Below are 26,526 nucleotides of genomic sequence, written 5' to 3'. Positions count from 1 at the left end.
AAACTATAAAAAAGAAGCTTCTTTCCGTATCCCCGGGATCCTTTACATAAAAAAAGAGACTCAGAACATGTCCAAGTCTCCATTCGTAGCGTTTACTTTTCCGGTACGCTACAAGAACCATCCGTGCAAGCATCCCCTGTTTCATTCACCATTTGCAACGGGTTTTCCTCTGCCCATACCTTCCTCAATGTATCTAAAAACGCTTCGGCAGGCTGAGCTCCTGAGACGCCGTACTTTCGGTTGATCACATAGAATGGAACTCCCGTAATCCCAAGCAAACTTCCTTCTTGTTCGTTGCCCCTTACTTCCGCCGTGAAGGCTGTGCCCGCTAACATCTTTTCCACTTCAGACTGATCAAGACCGACTTCTTCTGCCAAATCCGCCAATGTGGCATGGTCGCCGATATGCTTGCCTTCCGTGAAGTATGCTTTGAACAGACGTTCATTCATTTCTTTCCCTTTTCCTTTTGATTCGGCAAAATGCATCAAGCGGTGAGCATCAAAGGAATTCGTCAAGACGACTTTGTCTAAATGATAGTCAAGCCCCAACTCTGCAGCTTGTTGGGTCATATTTTGGCTGTTGGCTTCCACCTGAGCCTGTGACATGCCGTATTTCTTCGCCAACATCTCACTTTGGCTCATATTGATATCCCGTTCCGCTTCCGGATTCAACTCAAAACTACGGAATTCAACCTCGACCTGATCCTTATTTTCAAATTGATTCAACGCATCCTCGAAACGACGCTTTCCAATATAACAAAACGGACATTGATAATCCGACCAAATTTCCACCTTCATGTTAAGACCCTCCTTGAATTAAATGCAATTACTTTAAGCACATTATATAGGGCAGAATATCCTTCTGCAAGGATATTAGCCTAGGTACCCACTTTCGGAAAAATCAATTTTGTCCATGAACTGTTCTAGCGTGTACCCTTTCAAGAGCTTCAGGGTTTCCTGTTCTGCCTCATTCATGATTTCTTCCAAAGCATGATCAAGCTGTTTCCCGACTTCCCCGCATTCACTCGTATCCAGGAAATCAAGACATTCCGGTCGCACTGCCAGATATACATCTGCCAAGGTCAGGATATCGGCGGGTACATGAAGACTATATCCACCTTCACGCCCTTCCTTGGTCTCGACGATTCCAGCTACCGCAAGCTGGGCCATCACCCTCCGTAAAAACGTAGCATGTGAATGGACCTTTGATGCAATCACGGAACTCGTCAGCAGCTTCCCACTTTGCGCCAGCCAAACCAGAGAGTGAATAGCAACGGCAAACCGAGCGGGACCGATTTGATTATTTTTAGTACTTGATGACATCACTATTTCCTCCTATATCTTCTATGAACTACTGTGAGACTAGTATACTATGTTCCTATCTCCCGAACAAATGGCCTTTCTCTTCGATTTTAGCTCAAATAGTATGGTAAAATTATCAGAATAATGAATCTATACTAATAGGAGAGAGTAAATGAGGGATAAGTCTGGGTATCTGTTCATCATCATGGGTGCCATGCTGTGGGGAACGACGGGTACCGCCCAATCATTCGCCCCGGATGGCGCCCATCCCTTTGTAATTGGTGCGGTCCGCCTCGCTTTCGGAGGAATTGTTCTCGTACTTATCGCTTTCTTGCAAAGGAAAGTAACGGTCCATAATTGGCCAGTAAAGGAAACACTCTTGGCCACGCTAGGCATGGCTTGTTATCAACCGCTTTTTTTCATGGGTGTCAGCCTCACCGGAATCGCCATTGGTACCATCATTACACTGAGCAGCGCTCCGATCATTGCCGGTTTCCTTGAATGGGTGATTGAAAAAAAACAACCTTCCATGATTTGGTGGTTGGCGACAGGTTTATCGATTGCGGGATGCTTACTTCTGTTTGCCAATGAAGGGCAAGGACCAATTGACCCAATCGGTATCCTACTTGCACTTGGTGCCGGGGCGTCCTTTAGCGTGTATACACTCGTAAGCAAGAAAATTCTGGGCAAACAGCCTCCAGAAGCAACGGCTGCGGTCATCTTTACTTTAAGCGCCTTGCTATTGTCGCCTATGCTATTCATCTTTGATAGTAGCTGGATCATAACCACTAATGGGTTGGCCATCAGCCTTCACCTTGGCCTTTTTGCGACAGCTTTGGCTTACTTGCTTTTTAACAAAGGCCTTCTATCCGTCCCATCATCAACTGCCGTATCGCTGTCACTGGCGGAACCACTGGTGGCGGCACTTCTTGGAGTTTTTCTTGTCGGCGAGAGCCTGAGCTTGTTGAATTGGTTTGGTGTTGGACTGCTTTTATGTGGAATTGTTTCACTGACCTTTTTACCGAAGGCACCTGCTCCAATCGAGAAGACCCCCTTATCATAAATAGAAAGAGCACCGCTTTCGGAGCTCTTCTCTCGCACTATTTATTTTTCACCATATAATACAAAAACCACACGGCATGGTTTTGCTCATCTGCGGCAGCACGGCGGAATGCCTTTCTTACCGACCGGTCTGCTGCACCATCTGCTGTTTCCAAATAAAAATCCACGGTTTTCTGTTCATCCATAAGGGCAAACTCCAAGCCTGCTTTATATGAATCCGGGCATGTTTCCGTTACTTTCGGCGTTGGCTGGTATCCTGTCAGATTGATGTAGATTTGTGAAAACACCTGAAAATGTTTCATCTCATCTTCCCTGATCTCAAGGATTTGCTTCCGCTCTGTCTCGTTAGGAGCCATCTTGGCTAGTTTCTCGTAACACTGGATGGCGCTATACTCCCCATTAATCGCCTGTTCTAACTTGTGTATCAAGTCCTGCTGGCGATTCTCTTCCTGGTTATTCGCTATATAATCATACATCTAAAAAGACCTCCCCATTCCATTTACCCTTATCTTATGACAAGTGACGGAACACGTGCCTAGTATACAGAATGCCTATCTCGCATTGAATCCTACAGATCCTACCGACAGCAGGCCGGTTTATTTTATGTTGCGTAAAAAATGAGTAGATACTTCGCTAAATATGTGTACGATTCGTGAGCCTTCCCTTTAAATAAAAACCATTTTCAATATTTGTACATATATTGTACAATATTTGTATAGATATATTCATTTAGGGGGGTATCATATATACATGACATTGGATGAAGTCTTATATAAAGTATTCCTTTTTTGGTATGCCTGCGGAATCATCCTTCTTAGCTTTGATTGGATACCGCCGTGGCTAGAATGGGCCAATGCCATGTTTTTGGTGTTGGCCGGATTGTTAGGGGTGATCTTTTTCATCAAGAAGTTTAATTGGCAGTACGGGCTCTTGATTAGTAGTGTCATATTTTCGTCTTCCTTTCTTATTGAATACCTCGGCTCTGCCTACAGTATTTTGTTCGGACAATATGGCTACACAGAAAAATTCGCCCCCAATTTATTCGGAGTCCCCATTGCGATTGGGTTCGCATGGCTGATGGTGATGGGAACATCTCATGTATTGGCAAAAAAAATCGTTCCACATGGCGGGCTCTTATATGCCATTGTCGGAGGATGCATCGCGGTGGTCATCGATTTAATCATCGATCCGGTTTCCTATAAAGTGAAGCAATATTGGCTATGGGAAGAAACAGGCGTGTACTATGGGATCCCTTTTAGTAATTTTGTCGGCTGGTTTCTGGTCGCCTTTGTCCTTCATTTGTTTCTCTTGTTCATTCTCAAATGGAAGAAAGACACAAATCAAAATATAAGATGGGAAAAACGCATGGTTCTTTTATTTGCGCTAATGATTGGGATGTTCATCTTATTAGGTCTACTCGGAAAACTTTGGCTAGCAAGCTCGCTCACTGCTCTATTAGCCAGCTTCATCCTATTACTCGCCTTAAGAAGGAGGGAAGCAACATGATCCGTGCCAATAAAAACCGACTATTCCACTCCATGTTTTCCCTTTATCATCAACGTTTATTACGACGGTCCTTTGATCAAATCCATTTATATTCCAAAGGAACCCTTCCAACAACGCCGGCAATTTATATCGCGAATCATAGTTCTTGGTGGGACGGACTCATCTTTTTTCATCTAAGCCGAACCGTCCTTCCTGGAGACCTCTATATCATGATGCATGAATCAGGGTTAAAGCAGTATCCGTATTTTAAAAGATTGGGAGCCTTTTCCATAAACCGCAATCATCCAAAAGATATCCTGCAATCCCTCCAATATGCGCAACAGTTATTAGAAGGTGGAAAGAGTGTCTGGATGTTTCCACAAGGAGATGAATTTCATTTAGAAATGCGTCCGCTAGGCTTTCAACCAGGCATTACATATGTATTGGAACACTGTCCGCATACACCGGTCGTCCCGATTAGCTTTTATTATTCATTTGGCCAAAGGAAAAAGCCAGAAGTGTACATAGAAGCAGGAAATCCTCTATATCATCACGATTTACCCGGTAGGTCACGGAACGAAAAAACGGCTGGACTGGAACAAGTTTGCACCGAGCAATTGGATGAATTAAAGCAGCTTGTCGTAACAAAACAATTCAACAAGTTTTCGATTTTACTTTAGGGGAGTGTGCTACATGTTATTTTCTTTCATCATCTGCTTAACGATTTTCATCATCTGGACGATGCTGAATGCGCTATCCCTGCCTAGGCTGCCTAAAGAAGCAAACCTAGACAAGACACCGCTCGTTTCCATCATGGTTCCCATGAGAAATGAAGAACGGAATGCCGAATCCATGGTCCGGTGCTTACAGGCTTTGACCTATCCGAACATTGAATTCATTTTGTTGGACGATCAGTCCACAGATCAAACCTGTTCCATCCTGGAAAAGGCAACCGAAGGCGACAGCCGGTTTCGCATCCTTTCCGGGGAAAAGCTGCCTGAACAATGGGTAGGCAAGGTCCATGCATGTCATCAACTGCAACAAGAGGCGAACGGGGCATACTTCCTTTTTATCGATGCGGATGTGCGTTTGAAACCCCATTGTCTCGAAAAATCACTCTCACTAATGAAAACAAGCCGGGCGCACCTGTTAACTGGGTTCTCCGCGTTTGAAGTCCCATCTTTTCTAAGTAAGCTCCTTGTCCCCATGCAACACTTTGTCGTCCTGTTCCATTTGCCGATCATGTTTGCCAACCGGACAAATATCCTAGCTACGACCGCTGCACATGGAGGGTTTATGCTATTTGAACGAATGGCTTATATGAAGATGGGCGGCCACGAGACGGTACGATCCTCATTGGTCGAGGATGTCCATATTGCACGTAAGATGAAAGAGCAAGGATTTAAGGTACTGCTTGCGAACATCACCGATGAAGTGTCCTGCCGGATGTATGAGACGAACCAGGAAGTATGGGATGGGTTTTTAAAAAACATTTACAATGGCCTAGGCCGTTCTTTTCCTCTGGTCGTATTATTGACGGTTTTTTATAGTTTCTTTTACATAGGCCCCCTTCTCTTGCTTGCATACGGGCTTATCGAGTTCCAGCCGGTTTGTTTCATTCCATATCTCCTCATTACATGCCAGCGTTACATTGTGGACCGTGTGACGAACCAAGGAGGGTATCTATCATTTTTGATGCCGTTATCCGCGGCTTCATTCATCGGCATCATGCATGCATCCATGTGGAAATCATGGTCCAGACAATCTTATGAATGGAAAGGACGGCACTATTCATGAAAAAAGTGATCATCATCGGGGGCGGTCTCGGCGGTCTATCGTCGGCCATCACCCTAGCACATGCAGGATTCCACGTCGAACTCTACGAAAAGAATCGTCATTTCGGCGGGAAAATGATGCCAATTCAACTTGGTGATTACTCGTTTGATTTCGGTCCCAATACCATCACGATGCCTTCGGTGTTTAAACAGGTGATCGAACAAACAGGAGAACGGGCCGATGATTATTTCGAGATGATCAAACTGGAGAATCATACACGCAACATCTTTCCGGATGGAACCCATTTCGACTTTTCCAGCAATCAGCAAACCGTCCTTTCTCAACTTCAGAAAGTTGATCCTGCCGGGGCTCGCCATTACGATTCTTTCATTAAGGAAATCACCAGGTTATTCAAGCTCTCGGAACGATATTTCCTCCCCAGAACGTTTCGTTCATGGCGTGATTATGCTTCGCCTTCATTGGGGGCGGCGATGATGCGCGTACGCCCCTTGCAAACATTGGATTCCTTTTTCCGTTCTTACTTTTCCAATCCTCGCATCATCGAAGCCTATAATCGATATGCCACATACATCGGCTCTTCCCCATTCCAAGCACCCGCCACGTTTGCGATGATTTCCTATTTGGAAATGGTCGAAGGGGTGTACTATGTAAAAGGGGGCAATGTGAAAATCGCGGAAGCCTTTGCTTCGCTTGCCAAGAAGATGGGTGTCAGCCTTCATAGTGAATCGCAAGTAAAGAAGATGCTCGTGGCCGACAATAAAGCAACCGGAGTCGAGTTACAAAACGGGGAAAAGGTGATGGCTGACCATGTGATCATGAACGCCGATTTATTGAAAGCCTATCCTGAACTAGTTGCTGAAAAGGACCGTCCTTCTTTTAAAAACGATAAGGTGGATAAAATCGACCCCTCCATTTCGGCATTCGTTATACTGGCCGGGATCAACAAACGTTTTACCCAATTGAAGCATCATACCGTTTATTTTTCCGCTGATTATCAACAGGAGTTCAATGACCTCTTCGTCAACAAAAAATACAGTGCCAAGCCGACCATCTACATTTGCAATTCGTCCCATACGGATCCTGGCCGCTCGCCAAAAGGGGATAACTTATTCATCCTGGTTAATGCCCCCGCCCTGCCTCCGAATGGAAAATTGCAAATAGAACCGGTTGCCTATAAGAAATTGATCTTTGAAACGTTATCTTCCCATGGCCTCGATCTCACTCAACATATCGTGGAAGAAAAAATCATAACCCCTTCCGATATCGCCGCACAATTCGGGGCCCATCGCGGGGCCTTATACGGAGTCTCTGCCAACCGAAAAAAAGACGCATTCCTGCGCCCACAAAATACCAGTAAAGATATCAAAAACCTGTACTTTGTCGGTGGTAGCACTCACCCTGGCGGCGGTTCACCGATGGTAACGATTAGCGGTCTAAATGTAGCCCGCTCTATCATAAAAATGGGACAATAAAACAAAGTCGATTGAAACGGAAGGTGCGAGACTCCTGCGGGAAAAGCGTGTCTACGGGAGACCCCACAGGCGTGGCCGAGGAGGCTCACGGACCGCCCGAGGAAAGCGAGCGCCTGGAGTGGAAATCAACCTCCATATTGTACAAGCCATGAAAATGGAACAATATAACAAAATCAGTTGAAACGGAAGGTGCGAGACTCCTGCGGGAAACGCGTGTCTTCGGGAGACCCCACAGGCGTAAGCCGAGGAGGCTCACGGACCGCCCGCGGAAAGCGAGTGCCTGGAGTGAAAATCACCCTCCATAATATAGACAGTCTCTATTTTTATCCGAGTGTGTCTACATACTGAAACAGGTCACTTCGCACAGGAAGTGACCTGTTTTTCTACATATTGACGAGTATCCGTTGCTTCATCTGATCGGTCACAAAATGCTTTTTATGAAAAACATGATACTTCTTCGAACGGACGGCCGTTAAAATCTCACGGTATAAATAGGCGGCACTTTTGACTGGTATCCTTGAATAGATTGGATATTCATTCAAGGTTTGAAAAGCTTCTTGGTAAAACCCTTCAGCCTCTTTCGCTAGATGCTCCCACACTTCCACAAAAGGGACATCCACCTTTCCAGACCATAGCGACTTTTCCGTCAAACCATGGGCCTTCATCACATCATGAGGCAAATAAATTCGATCACGACCCAAATCCTCTCCTATGTCACGCAGTATATTGGTCACCTGCATGGCCAAACCCAATGCAATGGCGCCGTCCTTTAAAGCAGCCACTTTCTTCGGTGCAAGGATCGGCAGGAGCATCAGACCCACTGTACTCGCTACATGATAACAATAGTTCAAGAGTTGATTCACCGTCTCATAGCGATTGATCGTGATATCCATTTCCTGGCCTTTGATCATTTCACGGAAATGCTGTTCATCCATCTCATAGCGTCGAAACACATCATGAAGAGCCACCCACATGGGGTTGGATGCATCGTATACCCCACTTAGGAAATGCTCGAACTCACTCGTGAAAACGGCAAGTTCAGTTGCAGGGTTCTCCCCCTCATCGACAATGTCATCGACCGTCCGGCAGAAAGCATAAACGGCGTATACCGCTTGTCGCTCATCCCTCGGCAGAATGGAAAAGGCTTTATAAAAGGTTTTGGAATGGTGGGCAATCACCTTTTCGCAATTCCGGTACGCCTCTTTCACATCATACATGGACACTCACTCCTTTCAGGGCTTGATCACGCTGGATTTGATCCGCAAGTAATTTTGCTCCTTGCATAACAAGCGGAATGCCGCCGCCTGGATGAACCGATGCTCCCACTGCGTACAGATTATCAATAGGATACGGTTTCACCTGCGGCCGGAAGACGCCAGATTGCAATAAGGTTGGTGCGACACCGAAGCTTCCGCCTCGATACAAGCCAAATTTCTCGGCATCCGTCGGTGTCCGTATTTCCATCCATTCAATGGCTTCGCGCAATCCTGGGAAAGATGATTTCTCCATACGGTTGATTATTCCATTTATCCATTCCGTTTCGTTGGACCAATCAATATCCGACTCGGACGGTACTGGAACCAGCGTGTACATCACACCTTTACCGGCCGGGGCCAGGCTATCATCGATGATGGATGGATGAAAGGCATATATGGAAGGATTCACCGGAAGCTTTTTCCTGTAGAATACATCTTTCATATGCTCAGAAAAATTATCCCCCATGAAATACTGATGCACATTCGCTTCTTTGTATATGCGATTTAAACCGAAATACAGGAGAAGGCAGCCTGAAGATGGGGTGAATGTCCTTTTCTCTTTTCGTCCCAATACATGCTTGATATTTGGGAAATCCCCGTTAAACACGACAGAATCATAAGGGATGAATCCACCCTTCGTCTCAACCCCGGTTACTTTCTGGTGTTCCGTAGGGATATTCTCCACCCTGCTATTCAGGTGTATTGTCACATTGCGTCGTTTCAGTTCGTTTTCAAGGACGGGGATGAGGCTTGCGTACCCACCTTTTAGATAGTGGACTCCCTGCTCATGCTCAGCGAATGAAACTAACGAGTACATCGCGGGAACTTGAAAGGGATTACCGCCAACATATAAAGATTGAAGTGCATAGACCGATTGTAGCCTTTCATCTTTAAAGTATTGAGACATCAATTTCTGTACCGATTGATAGGGTTTTAGCTTCATCAATGTTTTGAGCTTGCTTGGTGTCCAAAAATCTTTGGGATTCACAAAGGATTCTTCCAAGAATGATTTTTCCCCCAACTCAAGTCGATAGCTTCCCTCTTTCATAAAACGCTTGAAACCCTCTACTTCTGAAGGAAAGACCCTTCTGAATTCCTCCACTTGCCGCTCAAAGTCCGGATATTTCGTGAATGACACTCCATCGGGAAATTGGATTGAATAGAGGGGATCACATAGGAGGAGTTCATAGATTTTCCGGTCGATGCCCGCTTCATCTAAAAGTTGTTGAAACATCTCAGGTAACAGGACGATGGTCGGACCTTGGTCAATCCGAAAACCATCTCTTTCGACAAAATTCAGCCTCCCTCCAAGCTGCGCCTCTTTTTCATAAATCGTTACATCGATCCCCTGCTTCGATAAAAACAAGGCACCCATCAACCCTCCGACACCGCCACCAATAATCGCTGTCTTCATCAAAATCCCTCCACGACGGGAAGCGGTGATACAGGAATGATGTCCCGCTTATCCTGTTCCAATATGCCATTCGCCGTAATGCGTGCAGATTCCAGGATGGTCGGGAGCCCGCTTCCAGGATGCGTTCCACCACCAACGAGCCAGCAATGCTTGAGCTCTTCGAATTGGTTATGCGGTCTAAATACCATCATTTGTGAAAGCTGATGCCCAAGGTTGAAGGTCGCCCCTTTATAGACCAATTTGTCTTCTTCCCAATTACGGGGCGTGATCATTTTTTCAACTTCAATATACTGCTCCAGGTTTTTGAATCCCGTCTTCTCTTCGACCGTCTTTAAAATGAGTGCCCGGAATGCTTCTTGCTCTTCTTCCCAGTCAATCCCGCTAAAATTATTCGGCACAGGTGCCAAGATATACAGGGTGGACTTTCCTTCGGGAGCTAACGTTGGATCGGTGACACTCGCATTTTGAATATAGATCGAAGAATCTTCAGAAAGGATCTTCAAGTTCGTTATTTCCTCCACATTCTTTTGATAATCTTTCGAGAAAACAATGGTATGATGCGGCAAGTCGAACTTCTTATTCAACCCTAGATATAACATGAATGTGGAACAAGAATATTTCTTCTTCGCCAACTTTTCAGGTGTATATTTCTTTAACTGGCCTTTACTGACCAAGTGGGTCATGACGTGGGCAAAATCACCATTGATGATGACTTCATCCGCCTCCACCCTTTCTCCGTTTTCAAGGTCAACGCCTTTCACCGTTTTCCCCTCAATCCAAAGGCTTTTCACCCCGCTATTCGTATGGATTTTCCCACCATGCTCACGAACGACCTTCGCCATCGATTTAGATAACTCGTTCACGCCGCCAATCGGATGGAAGACACCATAAGCATGTTCCATATAAGAAAGGATTGAAAAGGCACCTGGACATTCCCACGGTGACATGCCTAAATATTTAGACTGAAACGTGAACGCGAGCTTCAATTCATCCACGGTAAAATAACGGGACAAGACATCATATAACGTCTTATTCAATTCAAGTTCAGGAAGCGCACGAAGAACTTTCGGCTGAAAATAGTGCATGAACCGATCCATCTTGGATTGCAAAATGGGTGAGAGGGCCTCCATTTTCTTTGCCGTTTCCTTCAAGAACCTTTCATATCCCTCGCCATTGCCTGGATACACCGACTCGATTTGCCGTTTCATCTGCTCTGTATCACGGGTCATGAGCAGTTTCCGATTCTCAAAAATCAGTTCATACATTGGATTGAGTTCCACTGCGTTCAAATAGGCATGCAAATTTCTCCCAGCGGCCGTAAATAATTCTTCGACGATATGAACCATCGATAAAAATGTCGGTCCCATATCAAACTTATAATCTCCCAACCTCACTTCGGCATTTCGACCACCGATATAGGATTGCTTTTCATATACGTTAACCTGATAACCTTTACTTGCTAGAATCATGGCTGCAGCGAGCCCTCCTGGACCTGCCCCCACAATCGCCATACGCTTTTTCATTCGGATACCTCCACTCTGCACAAATATTATACAAACATTATACAATGGTTATATATCAAATACTACAATTTTTATTTAACCGAGAAGGTCCTCTGGATAAAAAACGCTTCGGAATGCTGGTATAAAGGCACTTTTCAAGATTATTTTTCTATGAAATTAGCTTTTTCATCCCTTTTCCCATCGAATACCCGGACTATCATTAGCTGTACAAATGTTAAACGCTTTTATATATGAAAATGAAAAAGACAGAAACGTTGACTCACCAACGTCTCTGCCTCACGACACCCTCCCACTCTAATCAACCAGCACCATCTGGTTTTCCGGAAAGACCAGAACGATTTCTTGACCTACATGATATGGTTCTGTCATCTCCCCATTCACGATAAAATCCCCGAATGGTGTCCCCACACTATATTGATAACTTCTTCCTAGATATGTACGAACCTTAATTCTTCCCGGTAAACAATTATGTTGCAGATTTCCCGAAGGACTTTTTGCTTGCATCATTAAAGCATCCGGCCTGATTGTACTTGTTTTCCCAGTCAAGTTAGACATATGCGCATCCTTTTGGAGAACAAATACGTACCCTGATTTAATCAGTACGATATGGTCTCCGTCATCATGCCGCTCATCGAAGGAAATGAAATTCTTATACCCGATAAAGTCTGCGACAAATTTGGTTCGAGGATAATTGTAAATCGCCGCCGGACTATTAAACTGCTCGATGGCACCTTGATTCATGATCGCCACCTGATCGGATATCGCTAAACATTCTTCCTGATCATGAGATACGTACACCGTGGTAATCCCTAACTTTTGTTGAATCCGCCGTATTTCCGTCCTCATGTTCACCCGTAAGTTTGCATCGAGGTTACTCAATGGTTCGTCAAATAAAAGGATATCCGGTTCGATGACGATGGCCCTTGCAATCGCAATGCGTTGCTTTTGTCCACCGGAAAGCTCATGCGGATACCTCATTTCAAACCCTGACATATTTACGATTTCCAGCACATCCATGACACGTTTTTCTATCTCCATCTTGGAACATTTCCTAAGCCTCAGTCCGAATGCAATATTATGAAAGATCGTCATATGCGGAAATAAGACATAGTTCTGAAACACAAAGCCAACATTCCGCTTCGTAACAGGGACTTTCGTATAATCTTTCTCGTTATATAGAATCTTCCCTTCACTAGCTTGTACAAGCCCCGCAATTAAACGCAATGTCGTTGTCTTCCCACATCCACTTGGACCCAGTAGGGAAACCAGCTGTCCTTCTTCAACTTCAAGTGTGAGATCTTTTAAAACCCTTTGTTTGTTATATGCTACCGCTATCTCTTGCAAAGCAAGTAAAGCCATTAGCTCTTCTCCTTTTTTATCGTTACCCGAAATTAAACTATCATTCCTAACGTAACAGCCATCCGACTATGTAGTAGTATGGACTTTTTTAATGAAACACATGTAAAAAAACCCCATTTTACACTAACCACTTATTCGATTAGTGATTGTGACCAATAATAAAAAGAAATTTCAGACAATTAATCTAAAGAATTTCCGGTGAATCCATGATAATCTAATAGTATGTTATATAAACTTACATGAAAAGTTACTTAACAAAACATATATTGATAAAATCGTCCATGAAAGGAATGAATTGATCATGAGCATAGAAACATTAACCAAACAGGTTAGAACTGATTTGTCCTACCTTTCGATCGGTAGCAACGATCGGGTGGATCCATCCAAGCAACCGGCAGGACATATCTATGATGCAATCATTGTCGGGGGCGGACAAAGTGGGTTAGGTACGGCTTTTGGACTTTTCCGTGAGAAAATATCCAACATCCTTGTCATCGATGAAAATGGCGAAGGGTTGGAAGGGCCCTGGAGCACCTATGCTCGCATGGTGACATTGCGGACACCCAAGCATTTGACGACCATCGATCTTGGCATCCCTTCCTTGACTTTCCGCGCATGGTGGGAAGCGCAATTCGGTCAAGAAAGCTGGGAAGCGATGGATAAGATACCCCGACAGGAATGGATGAATTATCTTCAGTGGTATCGGGAAGTCCTCAACCTCCCTGTCATCAATAAGGTGAAATTAAAGCTGGTCGAGCCTACCGAAGAAGGAATCCATAAATTGCATATCGAAGGCCAAGGAGCCCACACGCCCCTACTGCTTGCTCGCAAGGTCATTTTAGCCACCGGGATTCAAGGTGGGGGCGAATGGCATATTCCACCCATGATAACAGAGAACTTGCCTCGCCACCTCTATGCACATACCTCGGAACCGATTGACTTTTCCACCCTCAAAGGGAAAAGGGTCGCTATTTTGGGCGGCGGAGCCTCTGCTTTTGATAATGCCCATTTCGCCCTCTCTGAAGGCGTCGCAAAAGCCCATGTCTTCATCAGGCGCAAAGAGATTCCCCGCATCAATCCGATCCGGCATATGGAGGCTTCCGGCATAATCGAGCGTTTCCATACCCTACCGGATGCTGATAAGTATGCCGTGATGAGCCATTTCTTTAAGCATAATCAACCACCGACCACAGATATGTTTCAACGTGCCTCCTCATGGCCCGGATTCGACATGCACCTGGGCTCCCCATGGCTTCAAGTAAAGAACGTAAATGATCAAGCTGTCGTGACAACGCCTAAGGGAACATTCACTTTTGATTTCTTGATCATCAGTACCGGCCTTGTCACGGATCCTTCTTTACGGCCTGAATTACGGCTTGTGGAAAAGCACATTGTCCGCTGGAGCGACCGCTATCACGCCCCGGAAAATCTGGCTAATCCTACGATTGATGCACATCCTTACTTAAGCCCCGGCTTTGCTTTCCAAAGCCGTGATGATAAAGGAAAAGGGCGACTGCACGGAATTTTCGCCTTTAACTATTCCGCCTTGATCAGTTGCGGCATTTCAGCTTCAGCACTTTCGGGATTGAAGTTCAGCATACCAAAACTCGTAGCGGCGGTAGCTGAACAGCTCTTCACCGACAATCGAACAGACATCCTCACAACATTCTTTGACTATGACCAAGTAGAATTCACCGAAGAATGGCCAAGAAAAGAACAAAGGACGGACTCCACACCCCAATCGTTCATACACTCGATACCCAGTTGACGATTTGGATAGCCCACCTAATATTCTCAAATAAATGGCTTGCTGGCACATCTAAGGCAGCAAGCCTTTTATCATCCTGGAGAAAAAGCCAAAGGCATTTCATCCATTATTCATTTCTTTCAACACTAGATTCCCACCCTGTTGTACAATGAAGGTAACGCTTACATTCCATTTACTTTCCTTACATCATCTGAACACAGGAGGTTCTCATGGGTTTTCTAGAGATTAGTCTATTATTTGAAACAAGGAATCAATTAATCGAGGAAATTTCAGGATTGAACAGTCCCATGATGGATTACAAGGCTTCACCTGAAAGCTGGAGTATCGCCCAAATTTGTCATCATCTATTCCTTTCTGAAACTGTTTTTACCCAGGCCATTGTCCGTGGTTTAAAAGACAGGGACTATAAACAGATCATCCAAAAAGACATCTACTTAACTTCGGATCTGACAAAAAAATTCAAAGCCCCTAAGATGGTGGTACCTTCTCAAGAGCGTTTGGAATTACCAAAGTTACTGGATCGGCTGTTTGAATCAAGGAACCATTTATTGAATGTAATTTTTGAACAGGAAGATCGGAGCATTTTTCGTAGAAAAAAAGCAAAGCATCCACTATTCGGCCATCTTTCTTTAGATCAATGGATCAAATTATTATCCTTACATGAGCAACGGCATATTGAACAAATAAAAAGCATGAAACTCCAATTCGGGTAACCCCGATAGTATCCTAAAAACATCCAGGCCATCAAATAAAAAAACCGCCCCTCATCATCCGGTGCGGTTTTCCTTATTAGTTCACTCTTATTCTTTCTCCAACAAACTCTATGGCATTCATGAATTCGGAGACAAAACCTTCCCGGTCGACACCGTGCAGCACATGGACATTTGGCGTTTTGCCACTGCGCCTTGCATAATCCACGACGGTTGTCCCTGCCGTTAAACGACCTTCCAATTCAACTTGCACATAATAGTCCTGTCCCATGAAAAGCTCTGGCTTTATTACATACATCATGGCACAAAGGTCGTGAAAACGTAACACTTCTGCAAAATGGTCTTCGTTAAATGGCGTTTGTTCCGCAACATTCAGGTAGAATGTTAGCATTTGGTACACTTTATCCGAAAAGTCCGTCCCCATATCCAAAATGAGATGGGCTTCTTCCAACGTTACATAGGCTTTATGCGTTACATCCAATCCGCTCATTACGATAGGAACACCTGAACGGAGAACGATTTCGGCTGCATGCGGGTCGACATACGCATTAAACTCAGCGGTCGGTGACATATTGCCGCCGACTGCCGCACCTCCCATCCAGGAAACACACTTGATTTTCGGTTTTACTTCAGGGTGTGCCAACAAAAGAGCTGCCACATTCGTCAACGGGCCTGTAGCAACGATTGTCACTTTTTCCTCACTCGCCATAATGGTCTCTAGCATCGCGAATATGGCTGGACGCTCACTGACCGGCAATGTCGGCTCCGGAAACACAACATTCGCAAAACCACTTTCACCATGAACATCCTCAGCTACTTCTAGCTCACGGAATATCGGGTGCTCCAGTCCCCTGGCTATTTCCACGTCCGCACCAATGTAGCTGAGGAAGGTCCGTGCATTGTAATTCGTTTTATCCTGAGAAATATTCCCTGAACAAGTTGTGACTAAACGCACGTCTATCGCCTCACTTGCAAAGGCAAGTGTCAGCATCATGGCATCATCAATTCCAGGATCTGTATCGATGATGACGGGCATTTTACTCATATAAGAAACCACCTTTTTAATAGTTCACATACTTCTCCCATCAAGGGGCTCATCACCTTTGTGATGCTGCTTTATCTTTTGGGCAACCTTAGAAAAAAGACGTATGTGAACCTGCTTTATACCTTTTTTACAAATTGGGATTTTAACTTCATCGCACCAAAACCATCTATTTTGCAATCGATGTCATGATCGCCTTCCACCAATCGGATACTTTTCACTTTTGTCCCCATTTTCAAGACGGATGAACTTCCCTTGACTTTAAGGTCCTTGATGACCGTTACGGAGTCACCATCGTTCAAGACATTGCCGTTGGCATCTTTAATGGTCTTGGTCTCTTCCGTTTCTGATTCTATGCACCACTCATGTGCACACACCGGGCAAACATAGAGGCTTCCATCTTCGTATGTATATTCTGAATGACAGGTTGGACAATTAGGTAAATCGGACATTATTTTCATTCCTCCATTCAACATTGCTCATTCTAATATAACAGCATCTTCCAGGCAATAGGCATTGGAGAAGGGAACCATGCACATATGGTTCCCTTCTTTGGCATTTTGGCCTTATTTAAATTCACCTTTAAGTAAATACACCACATCGAAATCCTTTAACTCATCCATATTGCTTTTTGGATCTTCATAAAAATCACTGGATAGGGAAGTTGCACCTTCCTCATCAAGTGTATAACAAATACTCGCTAGCACCATTTCATCCTTTATGGGAAGGGTTTCTGATATTTTTCCCGTTGTAATCGAAGCCTTTTCAAGATCCCTCTGCTCTGTCACTAAACTGCTAAAACTCGAATGATCACTTTCATCATCACCCTCCGTTTTTATTCCAGTCATGAAGGTAAACTGGTTCTCATTGTCCGGATTTTGGGTTCTGGCGAACATCAATGAACCATTTCCGTAAACCGGAGCAGTAGCATCATTGATCTTTTTACCAACCAATTTACCAGATTCATATTTTTCAATCCAAAAAGAAACTTCTTGATATGTATCATCGATATTGAAATCGAATAAGAATGCGTCACTCGTGGTCAGGGAAAGAATATCCTCTTCCCTATCCGTCAAATCCGCCACCGAGATGGTATTTGTTTGATTACCGGTACATGCCCCCAAAACGATGGCCAGCATGGTCAATAGTGCCGTGTATAAAATCTTCTTCATGCGTTTCCCTACTCCTTTATCAACTAAAATTCACAAAATCTTACACATTATATCATTGACTGAATAATTATGCATTATCTTTCAGAATAGGTACTTTTCCATATGGAACAGGGAGCTGGTTCGTCATCCCTTCCGTAAAAAAAAGCAGCACAGTGTCAACTGTACTGCTTTATACCATAGGCTCGATGATGATTGATCAGATGAATAGTTTAATGGTAAGAATCACTCCGATCGTTATAAAGATCGGTCCCCAAAATTGCATCGGAATGAAGAATAGACTATGTCGGGTTCCCATTTTATAGGCCGTTCCTGTTTCTTGATCGACAAGAACCTTTTCAGAACCACCATTTAGTTTTCTACCCAAAAACCAGACGATGATCCCGGCCACGAATAAACCGATGATTAATGAAGTATCTTCGGGCAGCGACCGGTCAACCGTCATCTCCAAGATCCAACCGAATAAGAACACCAATGGCACCATAATGACAAAAACTAAAAAACCTAGTCCTCTCCATATAATCATGCCTGAGCCTCCCTTTCACCTCCGAGTCGTTTATTATATTCACCTCCTAATCAATTTATGGATGGGTTTAACCCTTTATCTTAGATAGGAGTTCCCCAGCAGAACAAATATGTCCCCGCTTTATGGGCATAAAAAAACTCCCTATAAGAAAACAAACGATACATAAGTCGTTTATTAGTACGGGAGATATTCTATAACTATGCTAAATCTCACATTTTTCTCAATTTCATTGAATATCAGTCCCTAGGAGAATCAAGGGCTTGATAGGCCTTCTGGTACTTTCCGCCATCAGCAACCTCTGCATGATATAAAGCCTTAAGGGCAAAATTCTTCTCTAAATTGTGTTCTTTCATCAACACTTTCAGTTGCGTTTGTAGTTCCGAGTGTTCTTTCATTAGCTGTTTCATTTGCGTCTTGAAGTACTTCATTATTATCGTTACTTCCTTTCAGGTGCTAAAAACTCACCCATCAAGTATACCATTTACGCATTTTTTCACCAGCAACACTAAAGTTTTCTCAAAAGGGAAAAGTAGTTTCATACTATTGATAACATCACAAAGTTCAATCGTAGTGGCTTTTCTAAAAGAAAATCCAGTAAATGCTATGTTATAATGGATAATAAAAATCACATGAATTCGCATACGATCAAAAGGGGCTGTGTTACATATGAATAATGAACTTATTATGCCAGTTGAAATTTCCATCAAAGAAAAAAAGAAACTCTCACAAGGGAAAGTGATGCAAGTCGTCGTATTCTCACGATGTACGATGATTGAAGTAGAATCATCATTAAATGAAAATTATTATCTCATTTACTATAAGAATAATCTTGTATATGGTGAAAAGGTAGAAAAGATAGAGAAACATTCATTTATCGATAACATACGGAAAATGGGTATCGTCTTACACTCAGACCATCCGTTCCTCTCCGCAATAATCCCCAGCCAAACCGCCACTATTCCAAATAAGAATAAGCTTTTCTCCCAACTTCAAAATCAATATTCCCTCCAGGAAGTAGCCTACATCGCTACGACGCTCGACTCATTTTTCACAAAGAAACAACTGAGCAATGTCATATACAAAATCTTTTACCACTATAGAAGAAACGGCAACTTCATGCAGGCCTTTCAAATCATTAAGATCTTGGCAAACTTCGCTCCCGACCTGAATTCTGCGAGAGAGATTAAAAACTCATTGGAGTTTCATTCCTATATGGAATTTTACACATCCTCGTCACTATCTACCATCCAGGAGAAAGATTCGCTTTTTGTTGAATGGCATTGCTTCAAATATCGCTTACAACCTGATGAAGGAAAAATGTTAGAAGGTTTATTGAGGAAACAGGACTCTTTCTTGACCCTTCTCTTATTCTGGATGGAGAAAGTCGAAAAGTATTCGAAGGTGACTTCCATTGAAGCATATACCACGATGGCCTTGCAATTCGTATCCATGGAAAAGTGGATCGTAACCTTAGACTATTTACACATCAACCCATTTCAGGTGCTACCACAAACCAAATCCATGATTGAAGAGATGCTTCAGGAGGAACACTATGAAACAGCCGCTCTCTATTTAATGAATTTCCTTAATGCCCTACCGGATACCTATGAGGAGATCTTGCATACATTATGGGAACATTTAGATCCGACGTTTATTGCCACCCATATAGATACCTTCATGGTTATGATTCAACAGCTCGTCCTAGAAGATGGCGAGAAGCAATCCGAACAAAGGTTACTACAACTTATTGGTAAATTGCTTGAGACCTATGATCTTAAAGAGGTACATGAAAAGCTGCTGCCCATCCAAAAATCAGCTCCCCATTCTCCGGTGTTCCGGAAAATAAACAAGATGATGACCTTGCTGGATGATCCCGATCAAATGATGGAACTCGGACAATATTATGCAGAGTTTAAGCAATACGATGAAGCCATCGAATGTTTCTCATGGGAGATGGAATTGTACCCGGATGACCCCGCTCCCGTATCGCAGCTGTCCAAAATGTATCAAAACAAAGGGATGGTTAAAGAGGCCTTTGCTTACCATCAAATATTAGATCAAATGAAATAACGTGCAATGAAATATAAAAAGGATTAGAACTCACCCTTCTAATCCTTTTTTATACGGTTTAAGAGTTTATTTAAGAAATAAAGCTCATTTCATATGGCTCGCTTAATTGATCCGAAATATGGAATACTATCCATGTGAGGCTTTGAAGATTTATAAAACGTACACATAATTCGACAAAAAATGCACTATATCGACAAATCTATTTGACATTTAATCCGTTAATGTTTAGAATCTTTATGATATTCAAAAAAAGAATTGAGTGTTTAAAATGAAAACGAACTTATTTCGAAAAAAATCCGTGAATCAACTTTTACAAAATCATGGAAAAGTACAATTACAAAAGACACTAGGAGCGTTTGATTTAATCCTACTCGGTGTCGGTGCCATTGTGGGTACAGGAATTTTCATCCTTCCAGGTACCGTTGCAGCCCAGCATGCAGGACCTGGGATTGTGTTCTCTTTTATCATTGCCGCCTTTGTTTGTGCATTTGCCGCAATGTGCTACTCTGAATTTTCTTCATCCGTTCCAGTTACAGGGAGTGCATACACATACTCCTACATTGTCTTTGGGGAGATCATTGCTTGGCTAGTCGGCTGGTCCCTATTACTTGAATACGGCTTAGCTGTTGCTGCCGTTGCTACAGGCTGGTCATCCTATTTTAGCTCGCTACTTGCCGGGTTTAATATTTTGCTTCCTCACGAAATATCCGGTTCATTTGATCCGGCCAACGGCACATACATTAACCTGCCAGCTATATTGATCATTTTCCTTATTGCCGCCTTGTTGACATTAGGCATTAAAGAATCGACAAAATTCAATACGATTATGGTATGTGTGAAAGTGGCCGTTATTTTACTATTTATTATAGTCGGCGCATTCTACGTTGAACCGACAAACTGGAAGCCATTCACCCCATTTGGTACAAGCGGGGTTCTAAGTGCCGCGGCCTTAGTATTTTTCGCCTATCTTGGCTTCGATGCAGTATCATCTGCAGCCGAAGAAGTTAAAAATCCACAGCGTAACATGCCAATCGGTATTATTGGTTCGCTCTTTATCTGTACCTTATTGTATGTTGCTGTATCCCTTGTATTGACGGGTATGGTTTCTTACACACAGTTAAATGTAAGTGACCCTGTAAGCTTTGCCATGAAAGTGGTTAACCAAGATTGGGTGGCCGGTATTATCTCCATAGGTGCCGTCGTTGGGATGATGACCGTAATCCTTGTTATGCTTTACGGTGGTACTCGCCTAGTATTCGCATTCGGTCGTGACGGCTTACTACCAAAATTATTATGCGAAGTTCATCCGAAACGTAAAACACCAGTAAAAAACACATGGATTTTTGCGACTCTCATTGCCTTATGTGCAGGCTTCGTCCCATTGGATAAGTTAACAGAGCTTGTAAACATGGGAACTCTTTTAGCCTTCACTGTTGTATCAATCGGCGTCATTTACTTACGCAAAAACAAAGACATTCCGAATGATGGATTTAAGGTACCTTTCTTCCCAGCCATTCCAGTCATTTCATTTATTTTATGCATATTCCTGATGACCCAACTATCCGCACACACCTGGATTGCGTGCCTTATTTGGATGATCATCGGTATAATCATTTACTTTACTTACGGTAAAAAGCACAGTATTTTGAACAAATAACAAATATGGCTGTTGCAGTGTGGACGTTCACATCTGCAGCAGCCATTTATTTTTGGAATCATACATGACCAATCAACTACGCACTTTCGCACACGGCAATTGATGGAATTTCTACCAATTTACGAATAGCGCCTACAAGCGCAAAAAAACTAGACACCCTGTGTGCCTAGCTTTTCCATCATTTATTGAAAGTAATGTTCTCTGTACCTTGTCCCAGATTAATGGTCGTTTCCCTTGGCTTTGTTTCGGCTATCACGTTCCCGTTTCTGAAGGAATAGCGTACCATGGCCTGTTTACGGACTGCTTCGTATTCATTTTCTGCCGCTAAAACAATGAAGTTGGCAGGTTTTCCCGCCTCGATTCCATAGTGGTCCTCGATTTGCAAGGTTTTTGCACTATTGGCGGTAATTAAATCGATGGAATTGACGATTTGCTCGTAACCCATTAGTTGAGAAGCATGAATGCCCATATGCAGCACTTGCAGCATGTTTCCCGTTCCTAGTGGATACCATGGGTCGAATATGTCATCGTGACCAAAGCATACGTTTAGTCCTGCCTCCTGTAATTCTTTGACACGTGTTAAGCCTCTTCGTTTCGGATATGTATCGAATCTTCCTTGAAGATGAATATTCACCAATGGATTGGATACGAAGTTAATGGACGAAAGCTTCAATAAGCGAAACAACTTATAGGTATAGGCATCATTATACGAACCCATTGCCGTCGTATGGCTGGCTGTCGTTCGTGTACCTAGTCCCCTCTCGTAAGCTTCTTTAGCGACGACTTCGACAAAACGTGATTGCTCGTCATCGATTTCATCACAATGTATATCCACGAGGCGATCGTATTTTTCCGCTAAATCAAACGCAATCTTCATCGATTCCACGCCATATTCGCGAGTGAACTCAAAGTGGGGGATGCCCCCTACAACATCGGCCCCCATTTTTAGCGCTTCTTCCAGTAATCCCGTTCCATTCGGATAAGAGAGAATTCCTTCCTGTGGAAAAGCCACTAACTGCAAATCAACGAAATCCGACATTTCTTCTTTTACTTCGAGCATGGCTTTTAGTGCCGTAAGTTCCGGATCGGTCACATCGATATGTGTACGGACATGCTGGATTCCTTGAGCGATTTGCCATTTTAAAGCCGTTTTCGCCCTGGTTTTCACATCTTCATTCGTCAAAGACTCTTTTCGTTGGGACCACCGCTGGATTCCTTCAAATAACGTCCCACTTTGGTTCCACTCTGGCTCTCCTGCCGTCAACGTCGTGTCAAGGTGGATATGCGGTTCAATAAAGGGAGGGAGAACAAGTGACCCCTCCACATCATAAATCGGCTGATTCAACTCATTCTCAACGTTCTCATTAAGGCTCTGCGTAACCGATTCTATCATTCCTTCTCTGACGACAATATTCCAAAGACCTTCTTTTCCTCTTAATTTAGCATGTTTAATAAGCATCTGACTGTACACCTCTTCTTAGTATTTTGTTGATAGGTACATATTTCATCAAGGCAACATACAGGATGATGGTCCCGATTAGAGCATTAATTGGCACGATGCCAGGTGCGAACTGGGCCAAAGCGACGCCTCCTGCCCAAGCAATCATGGATAACCAATTGACCTTTTTGAAAGACAACTCTTCGAATTTTCCATATTTTCTACGTTTCACGATAAAGTAGTCTGCTAAAATGATGGCCCCAATGGACGGGACTGCTGCTCCTAGTACATTCAAAAAACCGACGAAATTAGTATACAGCCACATTGCTAGCAATGTGCCGATGATTCCATTAACCACGACAAGTTTCTTCTTGGAAATTTTCGTAACATTGGCAAATCCCAATCCCGAAGCGTATAGCGCATTATCATTCGTTGTCCAAATATTCAGTCCCAATACAATGATTGCCGGCAAAATCAGCTCTTGCAAGAACATGACTTCAGAAATATCCGAAACACCGTACGTCATTGCCCCAATCGCCCCGAATATGAACATAAGTGAATTGCCTAGAAAAAAGGCAATCACCGTTGCGACAACGGCTGACCGGGTCGTCTTGGCAAAGCGGGCAAAGTCTGGCGTCAAGGTACCCCCGCTGATGAATGAACCAATGCAGATGGTTAAGGCAGCGCCCACTCCCATCATTTCAGTAGGCTGATAATCTAATAACCCCTGAAACCCACCGATTGTTTCGGTTGCCTCAAATACCGAGTAGCTACCCAGAATGGCAATGGCCGGCACAGCAACGAACCCTAACAGCACGAGTGCCTTAATACCATAGATGGCAGATATCGTCATCATCACTCCAAAACTTATAATCAATAGATAGATATTAATCCCTGTTGCCTTTTCAACCGGAACCGCGAACATCGCTACCCCCACTCCAAACCAACCTACTTGCGTTAACCCCAGCAATAAGGAGGGCACATAAGAGCCTTTATCACCAAAGGCATACTTTGCAAGCAGATGTGTAGAAAGGCCGGTCTTCGCGGCAATATGGGCCAACGCCCCCGTATACAAGCCCAGTACACAATTGCCCGCCAATACGATGAGAAGGAATTGAACCAATGTTAATCCCGTTCCCAATTCCCCCCCCGACCACATGCTTGCCGAGAAGAAAGTGAACCCCAGCATAATGGATAGAATCTTCCAAAAGTTATTACGATTTCCTTGCGGTACAGCTTGCCATGAAAACTCTGCATCTACTTTTCCCATAACGTTTCCTCCATTTTTAAACTGATACCCACAAAGAAAAAAGAGGTCTATTGTCATCAACCGACAATAAACCTCTTCTGCATTATGACGAGTAGTAGTAGCCAGGCAAAAAATGCATGGACGCCTCCCACATCATAAAAATCCGTTGTCCTTGTCAGCCTCACGGGACTGAATTAAAGATACCAATATTTGATTATTAACATTATTCCAAAAAAGAGACGGTAAGTCAATACTAATTTTCTATGCGATTCCTTTACAAACCAAAAAGGACTACATACAGAGACTCAGATGAAATTCAAACATGGGTGTTTTTTTCAGGAAATGGATGTCACCTTTTGTAACTAGATCCCACCCTAAATCTCTTTCTCCTCTAGAACCTTAAATGAATTTACTATATACTTTCATTAAATTGATGAAAAGCGTGGTGACCCTTACTTGTTTAAACTATTGTTAATTGAAGATGATACAACATTATTCAATGAGATTAAAGATAGATTGGCACAATGGTCCTATGATGTATATGGAATCAACGATTTCAGTAAGGTGATGCAGGAATTCACTGCCATTAAACCCGACTTGGTCCTCATCGATATCCAATTGCCAAAATTCGACGGGTTCCATTGGTGCAGGATGATTCGCACCCACTCGAACGTACCCATTCTCTTTTTATCTTCACGCGATCACCCGACCGACATCGTGATGTCCATGCAGTTTGGGGCAGATGATTTCATCCAGAAACCCTTTCATTTTGATGTACTGATTGCCAAGATACAAGCGACGCTTCGTCGTGTCTATAATTACAATACAGAAAAGATCGAACTAAAAACCTGGTGCGGCGCCACCTTGGATTATGAGAAGAATACAGTTGTAACCGAGACAGGAACAATCGAGCTGACAAAGAATGAAGTGTTCATCCTAAAAAGGCTGATTGAGCAGAAGAATAAAATAGTGAGCCGCGATGATTTAATCAATAGTTTATGGAATGATAAGCGCTTTATCAGCGATAATACCTTGACGGTCAATGTAAATCGATTGAGGAAAAGGCTCGATGAGGTGGGGTTGGGACAGTATATCGAAACAAAAGTGGGACAAGGTTACATCGCGGTCGAAGAGGATCATGTATGATTAAGAAATTCATATGGGAAAGGTTTAGCTGGATTACTTTCTACATCCTCTTTCACTTATTCATCATATTCGTCGCCTATCTTGATTCGGCCATTCCTTTATCCCCCATTCTCTACATGGTCTTTTTATCATTCATCATGTTCATCATCTTTTTGGTGGTCCGCTACCACAAGGAAACGAAATTCTATCGAAGTTTAGTGGAACGGGAAGATAATTTGGATGTAAGCCAATTAGCGGAACCGGGAAGCCCTTTTGAAGAGATCATCGAACGTAGCATCAGCAATCAAATCGAATACCTGAAACGGACGGCTTCATACGGACAAAGGACATTGGAGCAGGAAAAGGACGAACTATTATCTTGGATTCATGAAGTGAAGACGCCTTTGACGGCCCTACGTTTAATGATTGATCGCATACAAGATGAAGAACTCAAATCCCATATGACGTATGAATGGCTCCGCATCCACCTTTTGCTTGATCAACAGTTGCATCAACGGAGGCTACCCTTCATGGAAAATGATCTATATATCGGTAACACCGATTTGGAAGGGATTATTTTCGACGAGATTAAGACGTTACAATCTTGGTGCATGCAAAAAGGGATTGGATTCGATATCCAATTGGAAAAAGCCGAGTGCTTAAGCGATAGTAAATGGGTCGCATTCATTATTCGGCAACTATTGAACAATAGCATCAAATATAGTGAAGGATCCGATATTTTGATACAGAGCCACGAATCCAATGGACAAACGATCCTTGAAGTGAAGGATGCTGGCCGCGGCATCGACCCAAGGGACCTTCCCCGCATTTTTGATAAAGGATTCACATCAACGACCAATCATCAAGACCACGGGGCGACGGGAATGGGGTTATACTTAACCAAGAAAGTGGCGGATTCCTTATTCATCGATATAACCGTCCGGTCCACTCCCGGAATTGGGACCACTTTCATCCTGACTTTCCCGCAAAAAAATCAATTCGTTAAATTCCTTAGCATGTGACAAAGATGTCACATGCTTTTGTTCTTTGTTCGGCCAATCGAAGGAAAAGAAAGGGAAAGGCTTTTATAATGAAGATATCGA

Annotated in this window: 25 protein-coding genes; 11 read left to right on the top strand and 14 right to left on the bottom strand. The window is 43.4% G+C overall.

From position 1 onward, the window contains the following. Positions 1 to 92 precede the first annotated feature (92 nt). Positions 93 to 797: a DsbA family oxidoreductase gene (locus tag ACIQXR_RS17410; protein WP_402874783.1), complete on the bottom strand. Its 705-nt coding sequence runs from the start codon at positions 795 to 797 to the stop codon at positions 93 to 95. 75 nt (positions 798 to 872) lie between these two features. Then, the gene (locus tag ACIQXR_RS17405; RefSeq protein ID WP_402874780.1) at positions 873 to 1,322 is read right to left on the bottom strand and encodes an RrF2 family transcriptional regulator; all 450 of its coding nucleotides are present in this window, start codon (positions 1,320 to 1,322) and stop codon (positions 873 to 875) included. A gap of 151 nt (positions 1,323 to 1,473) precedes the next feature. Between ACIQXR_RS17405 and ACIQXR_RS17400 the strand changes: the two genes are divergently transcribed. Next, positions 1,474 to 2,364, top strand: coding sequence for a DMT family transporter (locus tag ACIQXR_RS17400; protein WP_402874778.1), 891 nt, complete (start codon positions 1,474 to 1,476; stop codon positions 2,362 to 2,364). 37 nt (positions 2,365 to 2,401) lie between these two features. Here the strand turns inward: ACIQXR_RS17400 and ACIQXR_RS17395 are convergent, their stop codons facing one another. Next, the gene (locus ACIQXR_RS17395) at positions 2,402 to 2,839 is read right to left on the bottom strand and encodes a ferritin-like domain-containing protein (RefSeq protein WP_402874776.1); all 438 of its coding nucleotides are present in this window, start codon (positions 2,837 to 2,839) and stop codon (positions 2,402 to 2,404) included. Between the two features lie 274 nt (positions 2,840 to 3,113). On the opposite strand from ACIQXR_RS17395, the gene ACIQXR_RS17390 reads away from it, so the two are divergent. From ACIQXR_RS17390 to ACIQXR_RS17375, 4 genes are read left to right on the top strand one after another with little or no spacing between them, the layout of a single operon-like run. Beyond that, entirely contained in the window at positions 3,114 to 3,869 is a 756-nt protein-coding gene (locus ACIQXR_RS17390; protein WP_402874774.1) for a carotenoid biosynthesis protein, read from the top strand. After that, positions 3,866 to 4,528 (top strand): lysophospholipid acyltransferase family protein, encoded by a 663-nt coding sequence (locus tag ACIQXR_RS17385; protein WP_402874772.1) that lies wholly within the window; start codon positions 3,866 to 3,868, stop codon positions 4,526 to 4,528. Before ACIQXR_RS17390 ends, ACIQXR_RS17385 begins: the two co-directional genes overlap by 4 nt. A gap of 13 nt (positions 4,529 to 4,541) precedes the next feature. Continuing rightward, entirely contained in the window at positions 4,542 to 5,645 is a 1,104-nt protein-coding gene (locus ACIQXR_RS17380; protein ID WP_402874769.1) for a glycosyltransferase family 2 protein, read from the top strand. Further along, positions 5,642 to 7,117 (top strand): phytoene desaturase family protein, encoded by a 1,476-nt coding sequence (locus ACIQXR_RS17375; RefSeq protein WP_403080506.1) that lies wholly within the window; start codon positions 5,642 to 5,644, stop codon positions 7,115 to 7,117. Before ACIQXR_RS17380 ends, ACIQXR_RS17375 begins: the two co-directional genes overlap by 4 nt. A 383-nt stretch (positions 7,118 to 7,500) precedes the next feature. Here ACIQXR_RS17375 and ACIQXR_RS17370 read toward each other — a convergent pair whose 3' ends face one another. The 4 genes from ACIQXR_RS17370 to ACIQXR_RS17355 form a co-directional block, all read right to left on the bottom strand. Beyond that, positions 7,501 to 8,334: a phytoene/squalene synthase family protein gene (locus tag ACIQXR_RS17370; protein ID WP_402874761.1), complete on the bottom strand. Its 834-nt coding sequence runs from the start codon at positions 8,332 to 8,334 to the stop codon at positions 7,501 to 7,503. Next, entirely contained in the window at positions 8,327 to 9,787 is a 1,461-nt protein-coding gene (locus ACIQXR_RS17365) for a phytoene desaturase family protein (protein ID WP_403080504.1), read from the bottom strand. The genes ACIQXR_RS17370 and ACIQXR_RS17365 overlap by 8 nt, the downstream gene beginning before the upstream one ends. Beyond that, a complete protein-coding gene (locus ACIQXR_RS17360; protein ID WP_402957813.1) occupies positions 9,787 to 11,310 on the bottom strand; it encodes a phytoene desaturase family protein in 1,524 nt (507 codons plus the stop codon). The genes ACIQXR_RS17365 and ACIQXR_RS17360 overlap by 1 nt, the downstream gene beginning before the upstream one ends. A gap of 294 nt (positions 11,311 to 11,604) precedes the next feature. Then, the gene (locus tag ACIQXR_RS17355; RefSeq protein ID WP_403080503.1) at positions 11,605 to 12,669 is read right to left on the bottom strand and encodes an ABC transporter ATP-binding protein; all 1,065 of its coding nucleotides are present in this window, start codon (positions 12,667 to 12,669) and stop codon (positions 11,605 to 11,607) included. Between the two features lie 301 nt (positions 12,670 to 12,970). On the opposite strand from ACIQXR_RS17355, the gene ACIQXR_RS17350 reads away from it, so the two are divergent. Then, positions 12,971 to 14,437, top strand: coding sequence for an NAD(P)-binding domain-containing protein (locus ACIQXR_RS17350; RefSeq protein ID WP_403080501.1), 1,467 nt, complete (start codon positions 12,971 to 12,973; stop codon positions 14,435 to 14,437). Positions 14,438 to 14,646: 209 nt separating this feature from the next. Beyond that, positions 14,647 to 15,150 carry a DinB family protein gene (locus tag ACIQXR_RS17345; protein ID WP_403080500.1) on the top strand — a complete coding sequence of 168 codons (504 nt, stop codon included), beginning with the start codon at positions 14,647 to 14,649 and terminating at the stop codon, positions 15,148 to 15,150. 76 nt (positions 15,151 to 15,226) lie between these two features. Here the strand turns inward: ACIQXR_RS17345 and ACIQXR_RS17340 are convergent, their stop codons facing one another. From ACIQXR_RS17340 to ACIQXR_RS17320, 5 genes are all read right to left on the bottom strand, one after another. Beyond that, complete coding sequence (locus ACIQXR_RS17340; RefSeq protein ID WP_402957819.1) at positions 15,227 to 16,192, bottom strand: nucleoside hydrolase; 966 nt, start codon at positions 16,190 to 16,192, stop codon at positions 15,227 to 15,229. A 116-nt stretch (positions 16,193 to 16,308) separates the two neighbouring features. Further along, entirely contained in the window at positions 16,309 to 16,641 is a 333-nt protein-coding gene (locus ACIQXR_RS17335) for a zinc ribbon domain-containing protein YjdM (protein WP_403080498.1), read from the bottom strand. 114 nt (positions 16,642 to 16,755) lie between these two features. Continuing rightward, positions 16,756 to 17,361: a hypothetical protein gene (locus ACIQXR_RS17330; RefSeq protein WP_402986693.1), complete on the bottom strand. Its 606-nt coding sequence runs from the start codon at positions 17,359 to 17,361 to the stop codon at positions 16,756 to 16,758. 196 nt (positions 17,362 to 17,557) lie between these two features. Beyond that, positions 17,558 to 17,884 carry a hypothetical protein gene (locus tag ACIQXR_RS17325; protein ID WP_402874741.1) on the bottom strand — a complete coding sequence of 109 codons (327 nt, stop codon included), beginning with the start codon at positions 17,882 to 17,884 and terminating at the stop codon, positions 17,558 to 17,560. Positions 17,885 to 18,120: 236 nt separating this feature from the next. Beyond that, on the bottom strand, positions 18,121 to 18,312 hold the full coding sequence (locus ACIQXR_RS17320) for a hypothetical protein (RefSeq protein WP_402874739.1): 192 nt from the start codon (positions 18,310 to 18,312) through the stop codon (positions 18,121 to 18,123). A 238-nt stretch (positions 18,313 to 18,550) separates the two neighbouring features. On the opposite strand from ACIQXR_RS17320, the gene ACIQXR_RS17315 reads away from it, so the two are divergent. Next, a complete protein-coding gene (locus ACIQXR_RS17315; protein ID WP_402957822.1) occupies positions 18,551 to 19,954 on the top strand; it encodes a tetratricopeptide repeat protein in 1,404 nt (467 codons plus the stop codon). A gap of 268 nt (positions 19,955 to 20,222) precedes the next feature. Continuing rightward, the gene (gene bcaP, locus ACIQXR_RS17310; RefSeq protein WP_402874732.1) at positions 20,223 to 21,611 is read left to right on the top strand and encodes a branched-chain amino acid transporter BcaP; all 1,389 of its coding nucleotides are present in this window, start codon (positions 20,223 to 20,225) and stop codon (positions 21,609 to 21,611) included. Between the two features lie 178 nt (positions 21,612 to 21,789). Here the strand turns inward: bcaP and ACIQXR_RS17305 are convergent, their stop codons facing one another. After that, positions 21,790 to 23,070 carry a cytosine deaminase gene (locus ACIQXR_RS17305; protein ID WP_402874730.1) on the bottom strand — a complete coding sequence of 427 codons (1,281 nt, stop codon included), beginning with the start codon at positions 23,068 to 23,070 and terminating at the stop codon, positions 21,790 to 21,792. Then, positions 23,060 to 24,319: a cytosine permease gene (gene codB / locus ACIQXR_RS17300; protein ID WP_402874726.1), complete on the bottom strand. Its 1,260-nt coding sequence runs from the start codon at positions 24,317 to 24,319 to the stop codon at positions 23,060 to 23,062. The genes ACIQXR_RS17305 and codB overlap by 11 nt, the downstream gene beginning before the upstream one ends. 435 nt (positions 24,320 to 24,754) lie before the next feature. On the opposite strand from codB, the gene ACIQXR_RS17295 reads away from it, so the two are divergent. After that, positions 24,755 to 25,444 carry a response regulator transcription factor gene (locus ACIQXR_RS17295; protein ID WP_402874724.1) on the top strand — a complete coding sequence of 230 codons (690 nt, stop codon included), beginning with the start codon at positions 24,755 to 24,757 and terminating at the stop codon, positions 25,442 to 25,444. Then, positions 25,441 to 26,445 carry a sensor histidine kinase gene (locus ACIQXR_RS17290; protein WP_402874721.1) on the top strand — a complete coding sequence of 335 codons (1,005 nt, stop codon included), beginning with the start codon at positions 25,441 to 25,443 and terminating at the stop codon, positions 26,443 to 26,445. The genes ACIQXR_RS17295 and ACIQXR_RS17290 overlap by 4 nt, the downstream gene beginning before the upstream one ends. The last annotated feature ends 81 nt before the right edge of the window (positions 26,446 to 26,526 follow it).

It is taken from the genome of Peribacillus sp. NPDC097224 (genome assembly GCF_044761985.1).
In the GTDB taxonomy this organism is placed as follows: domain Bacteria; phylum Bacillota; class Bacilli; order Bacillales; family DSM-1321; genus Peribacillus.
Note: the sequence above shows the minus strand (reverse complement) of the source record. Positions and strands in the feature narration are given on the sequence as shown.

What these genes read in the sequence shown, in the direction of transcription:
- ACIQXR_RS17290 (WP_402874721.1), top strand. Translation starts at nt 25,441, where the DNA reads ATGATTAAGAAATTCATATGGGAAAGGTTTAGCTGGATTACTTTCTAC.
- ACIQXR_RS17315 (WP_402957822.1), top strand. Translation starts at nt 18,551, where the DNA reads ATGAATAATGAACTTATTATGCCAGTTGAAATTTCCATCAAAGAAAAA.
- ACIQXR_RS17340 (WP_402957819.1), bottom strand. Translation starts at nt 16,192, where the DNA reads ATGAGTAAAATGCCCGTCATCATCGATACAGATCCTGGAATTGATGAT.
- ACIQXR_RS17375 (WP_403080506.1), top strand. Translation starts at nt 5,642, where the DNA reads ATGAAAAAAGTGATCATCATCGGGGGCGGTCTCGGCGGTCTATCGTCG.
- ACIQXR_RS17400 (WP_402874778.1), top strand. Translation starts at nt 1,474, where the DNA reads ATGAGGGATAAGTCTGGGTATCTGTTCATCATCATGGGTGCCATGCTG.
- ACIQXR_RS17390 (WP_402874774.1), top strand. Translation starts at nt 3,114, where the DNA reads ATGACATTGGATGAAGTCTTATATAAAGTATTCCTTTTTTGGTATGCC.
- ACIQXR_RS17365 (WP_403080504.1), bottom strand. Translation starts at nt 9,787, where the DNA reads ATGAAGACAGCGATTATTGGTGGCGGTGTCGGAGGGTTGATGGGTGCC.
- ACIQXR_RS17355 (WP_403080503.1), bottom strand. Translation starts at nt 12,669, where the DNA reads ATGGCTTTACTTGCTTTGCAAGAGATAGCGGTAGCATATAACAAACAA.
- codB (WP_402874726.1), bottom strand. Translation starts at nt 24,319, where the DNA reads ATGGGAAAAGTAGATGCAGAGTTTTCATGGCAAGCTGTACCGCAAGGA.
- ACIQXR_RS17325 (WP_402874741.1), bottom strand. Translation starts at nt 17,884, where the DNA reads ATGATTATATGGAGAGGACTAGGTTTTTTAGTTTTTGTCATTATGGTG.
- ACIQXR_RS17335 (WP_403080498.1), bottom strand. Translation starts at nt 16,641, where the DNA reads ATGTCCGATTTACCTAATTGTCCAACCTGTCATTCAGAATATACATAC.
- ACIQXR_RS17385 (WP_402874772.1), top strand. Translation starts at nt 3,866, where the DNA reads ATGATCCGTGCCAATAAAAACCGACTATTCCACTCCATGTTTTCCCTT.
- bcaP (WP_402874732.1), top strand. Translation starts at nt 20,223, where the DNA reads ATGAAAACGAACTTATTTCGAAAAAAATCCGTGAATCAACTTTTACAA.
- ACIQXR_RS17410 (WP_402874783.1), bottom strand. Translation starts at nt 797, where the DNA reads ATGAAGGTGGAAATTTGGTCGGATTATCAATGTCCGTTTTGTTATATT.
- ACIQXR_RS17380 (WP_402874769.1), top strand. Translation starts at nt 4,542, where the DNA reads ATGTTATTTTCTTTCATCATCTGCTTAACGATTTTCATCATCTGGACG.
- ACIQXR_RS17360 (WP_402957813.1), bottom strand. Translation starts at nt 11,310, where the DNA reads ATGAAAAAGCGTATGGCGATTGTGGGGGCAGGTCCAGGAGGGCTCGCT.
- ACIQXR_RS17395 (WP_402874776.1), bottom strand. Translation starts at nt 2,839, where the DNA reads ATGTATGATTATATAGCGAATAACCAGGAAGAGAATCGCCAGCAGGAC.
- ACIQXR_RS17330 (WP_402986693.1), bottom strand. Translation starts at nt 17,361, where the DNA reads ATGAAGAAGATTTTATACACGGCACTATTGACCATGCTGGCCATCGTT.
- ACIQXR_RS17320 (WP_402874739.1), bottom strand. Translation starts at nt 18,312, where the DNA reads ATGAAGTACTTCAAGACGCAAATGAAACAGCTAATGAAAGAACACTCG.
- ACIQXR_RS17370 (WP_402874761.1), bottom strand. Translation starts at nt 8,334, where the DNA reads ATGTATGATGTGAAAGAGGCGTACCGGAATTGCGAAAAGGTGATTGCC.
- ACIQXR_RS17350 (WP_403080501.1), top strand. Translation starts at nt 12,971, where the DNA reads ATGAGCATAGAAACATTAACCAAACAGGTTAGAACTGATTTGTCCTAC.
- ACIQXR_RS17345 (WP_403080500.1), top strand. Translation starts at nt 14,647, where the DNA reads ATGGGTTTTCTAGAGATTAGTCTATTATTTGAAACAAGGAATCAATTA.
- ACIQXR_RS17405 (WP_402874780.1), bottom strand. Translation starts at nt 1,322, where the DNA reads ATGTCATCAAGTACTAAAAATAATCAAATCGGTCCCGCTCGGTTTGCC.
- ACIQXR_RS17305 (WP_402874730.1), bottom strand. Translation starts at nt 23,070, where the DNA reads ATGCTTATTAAACATGCTAAATTAAGAGGAAAAGAAGGTCTTTGGAAT.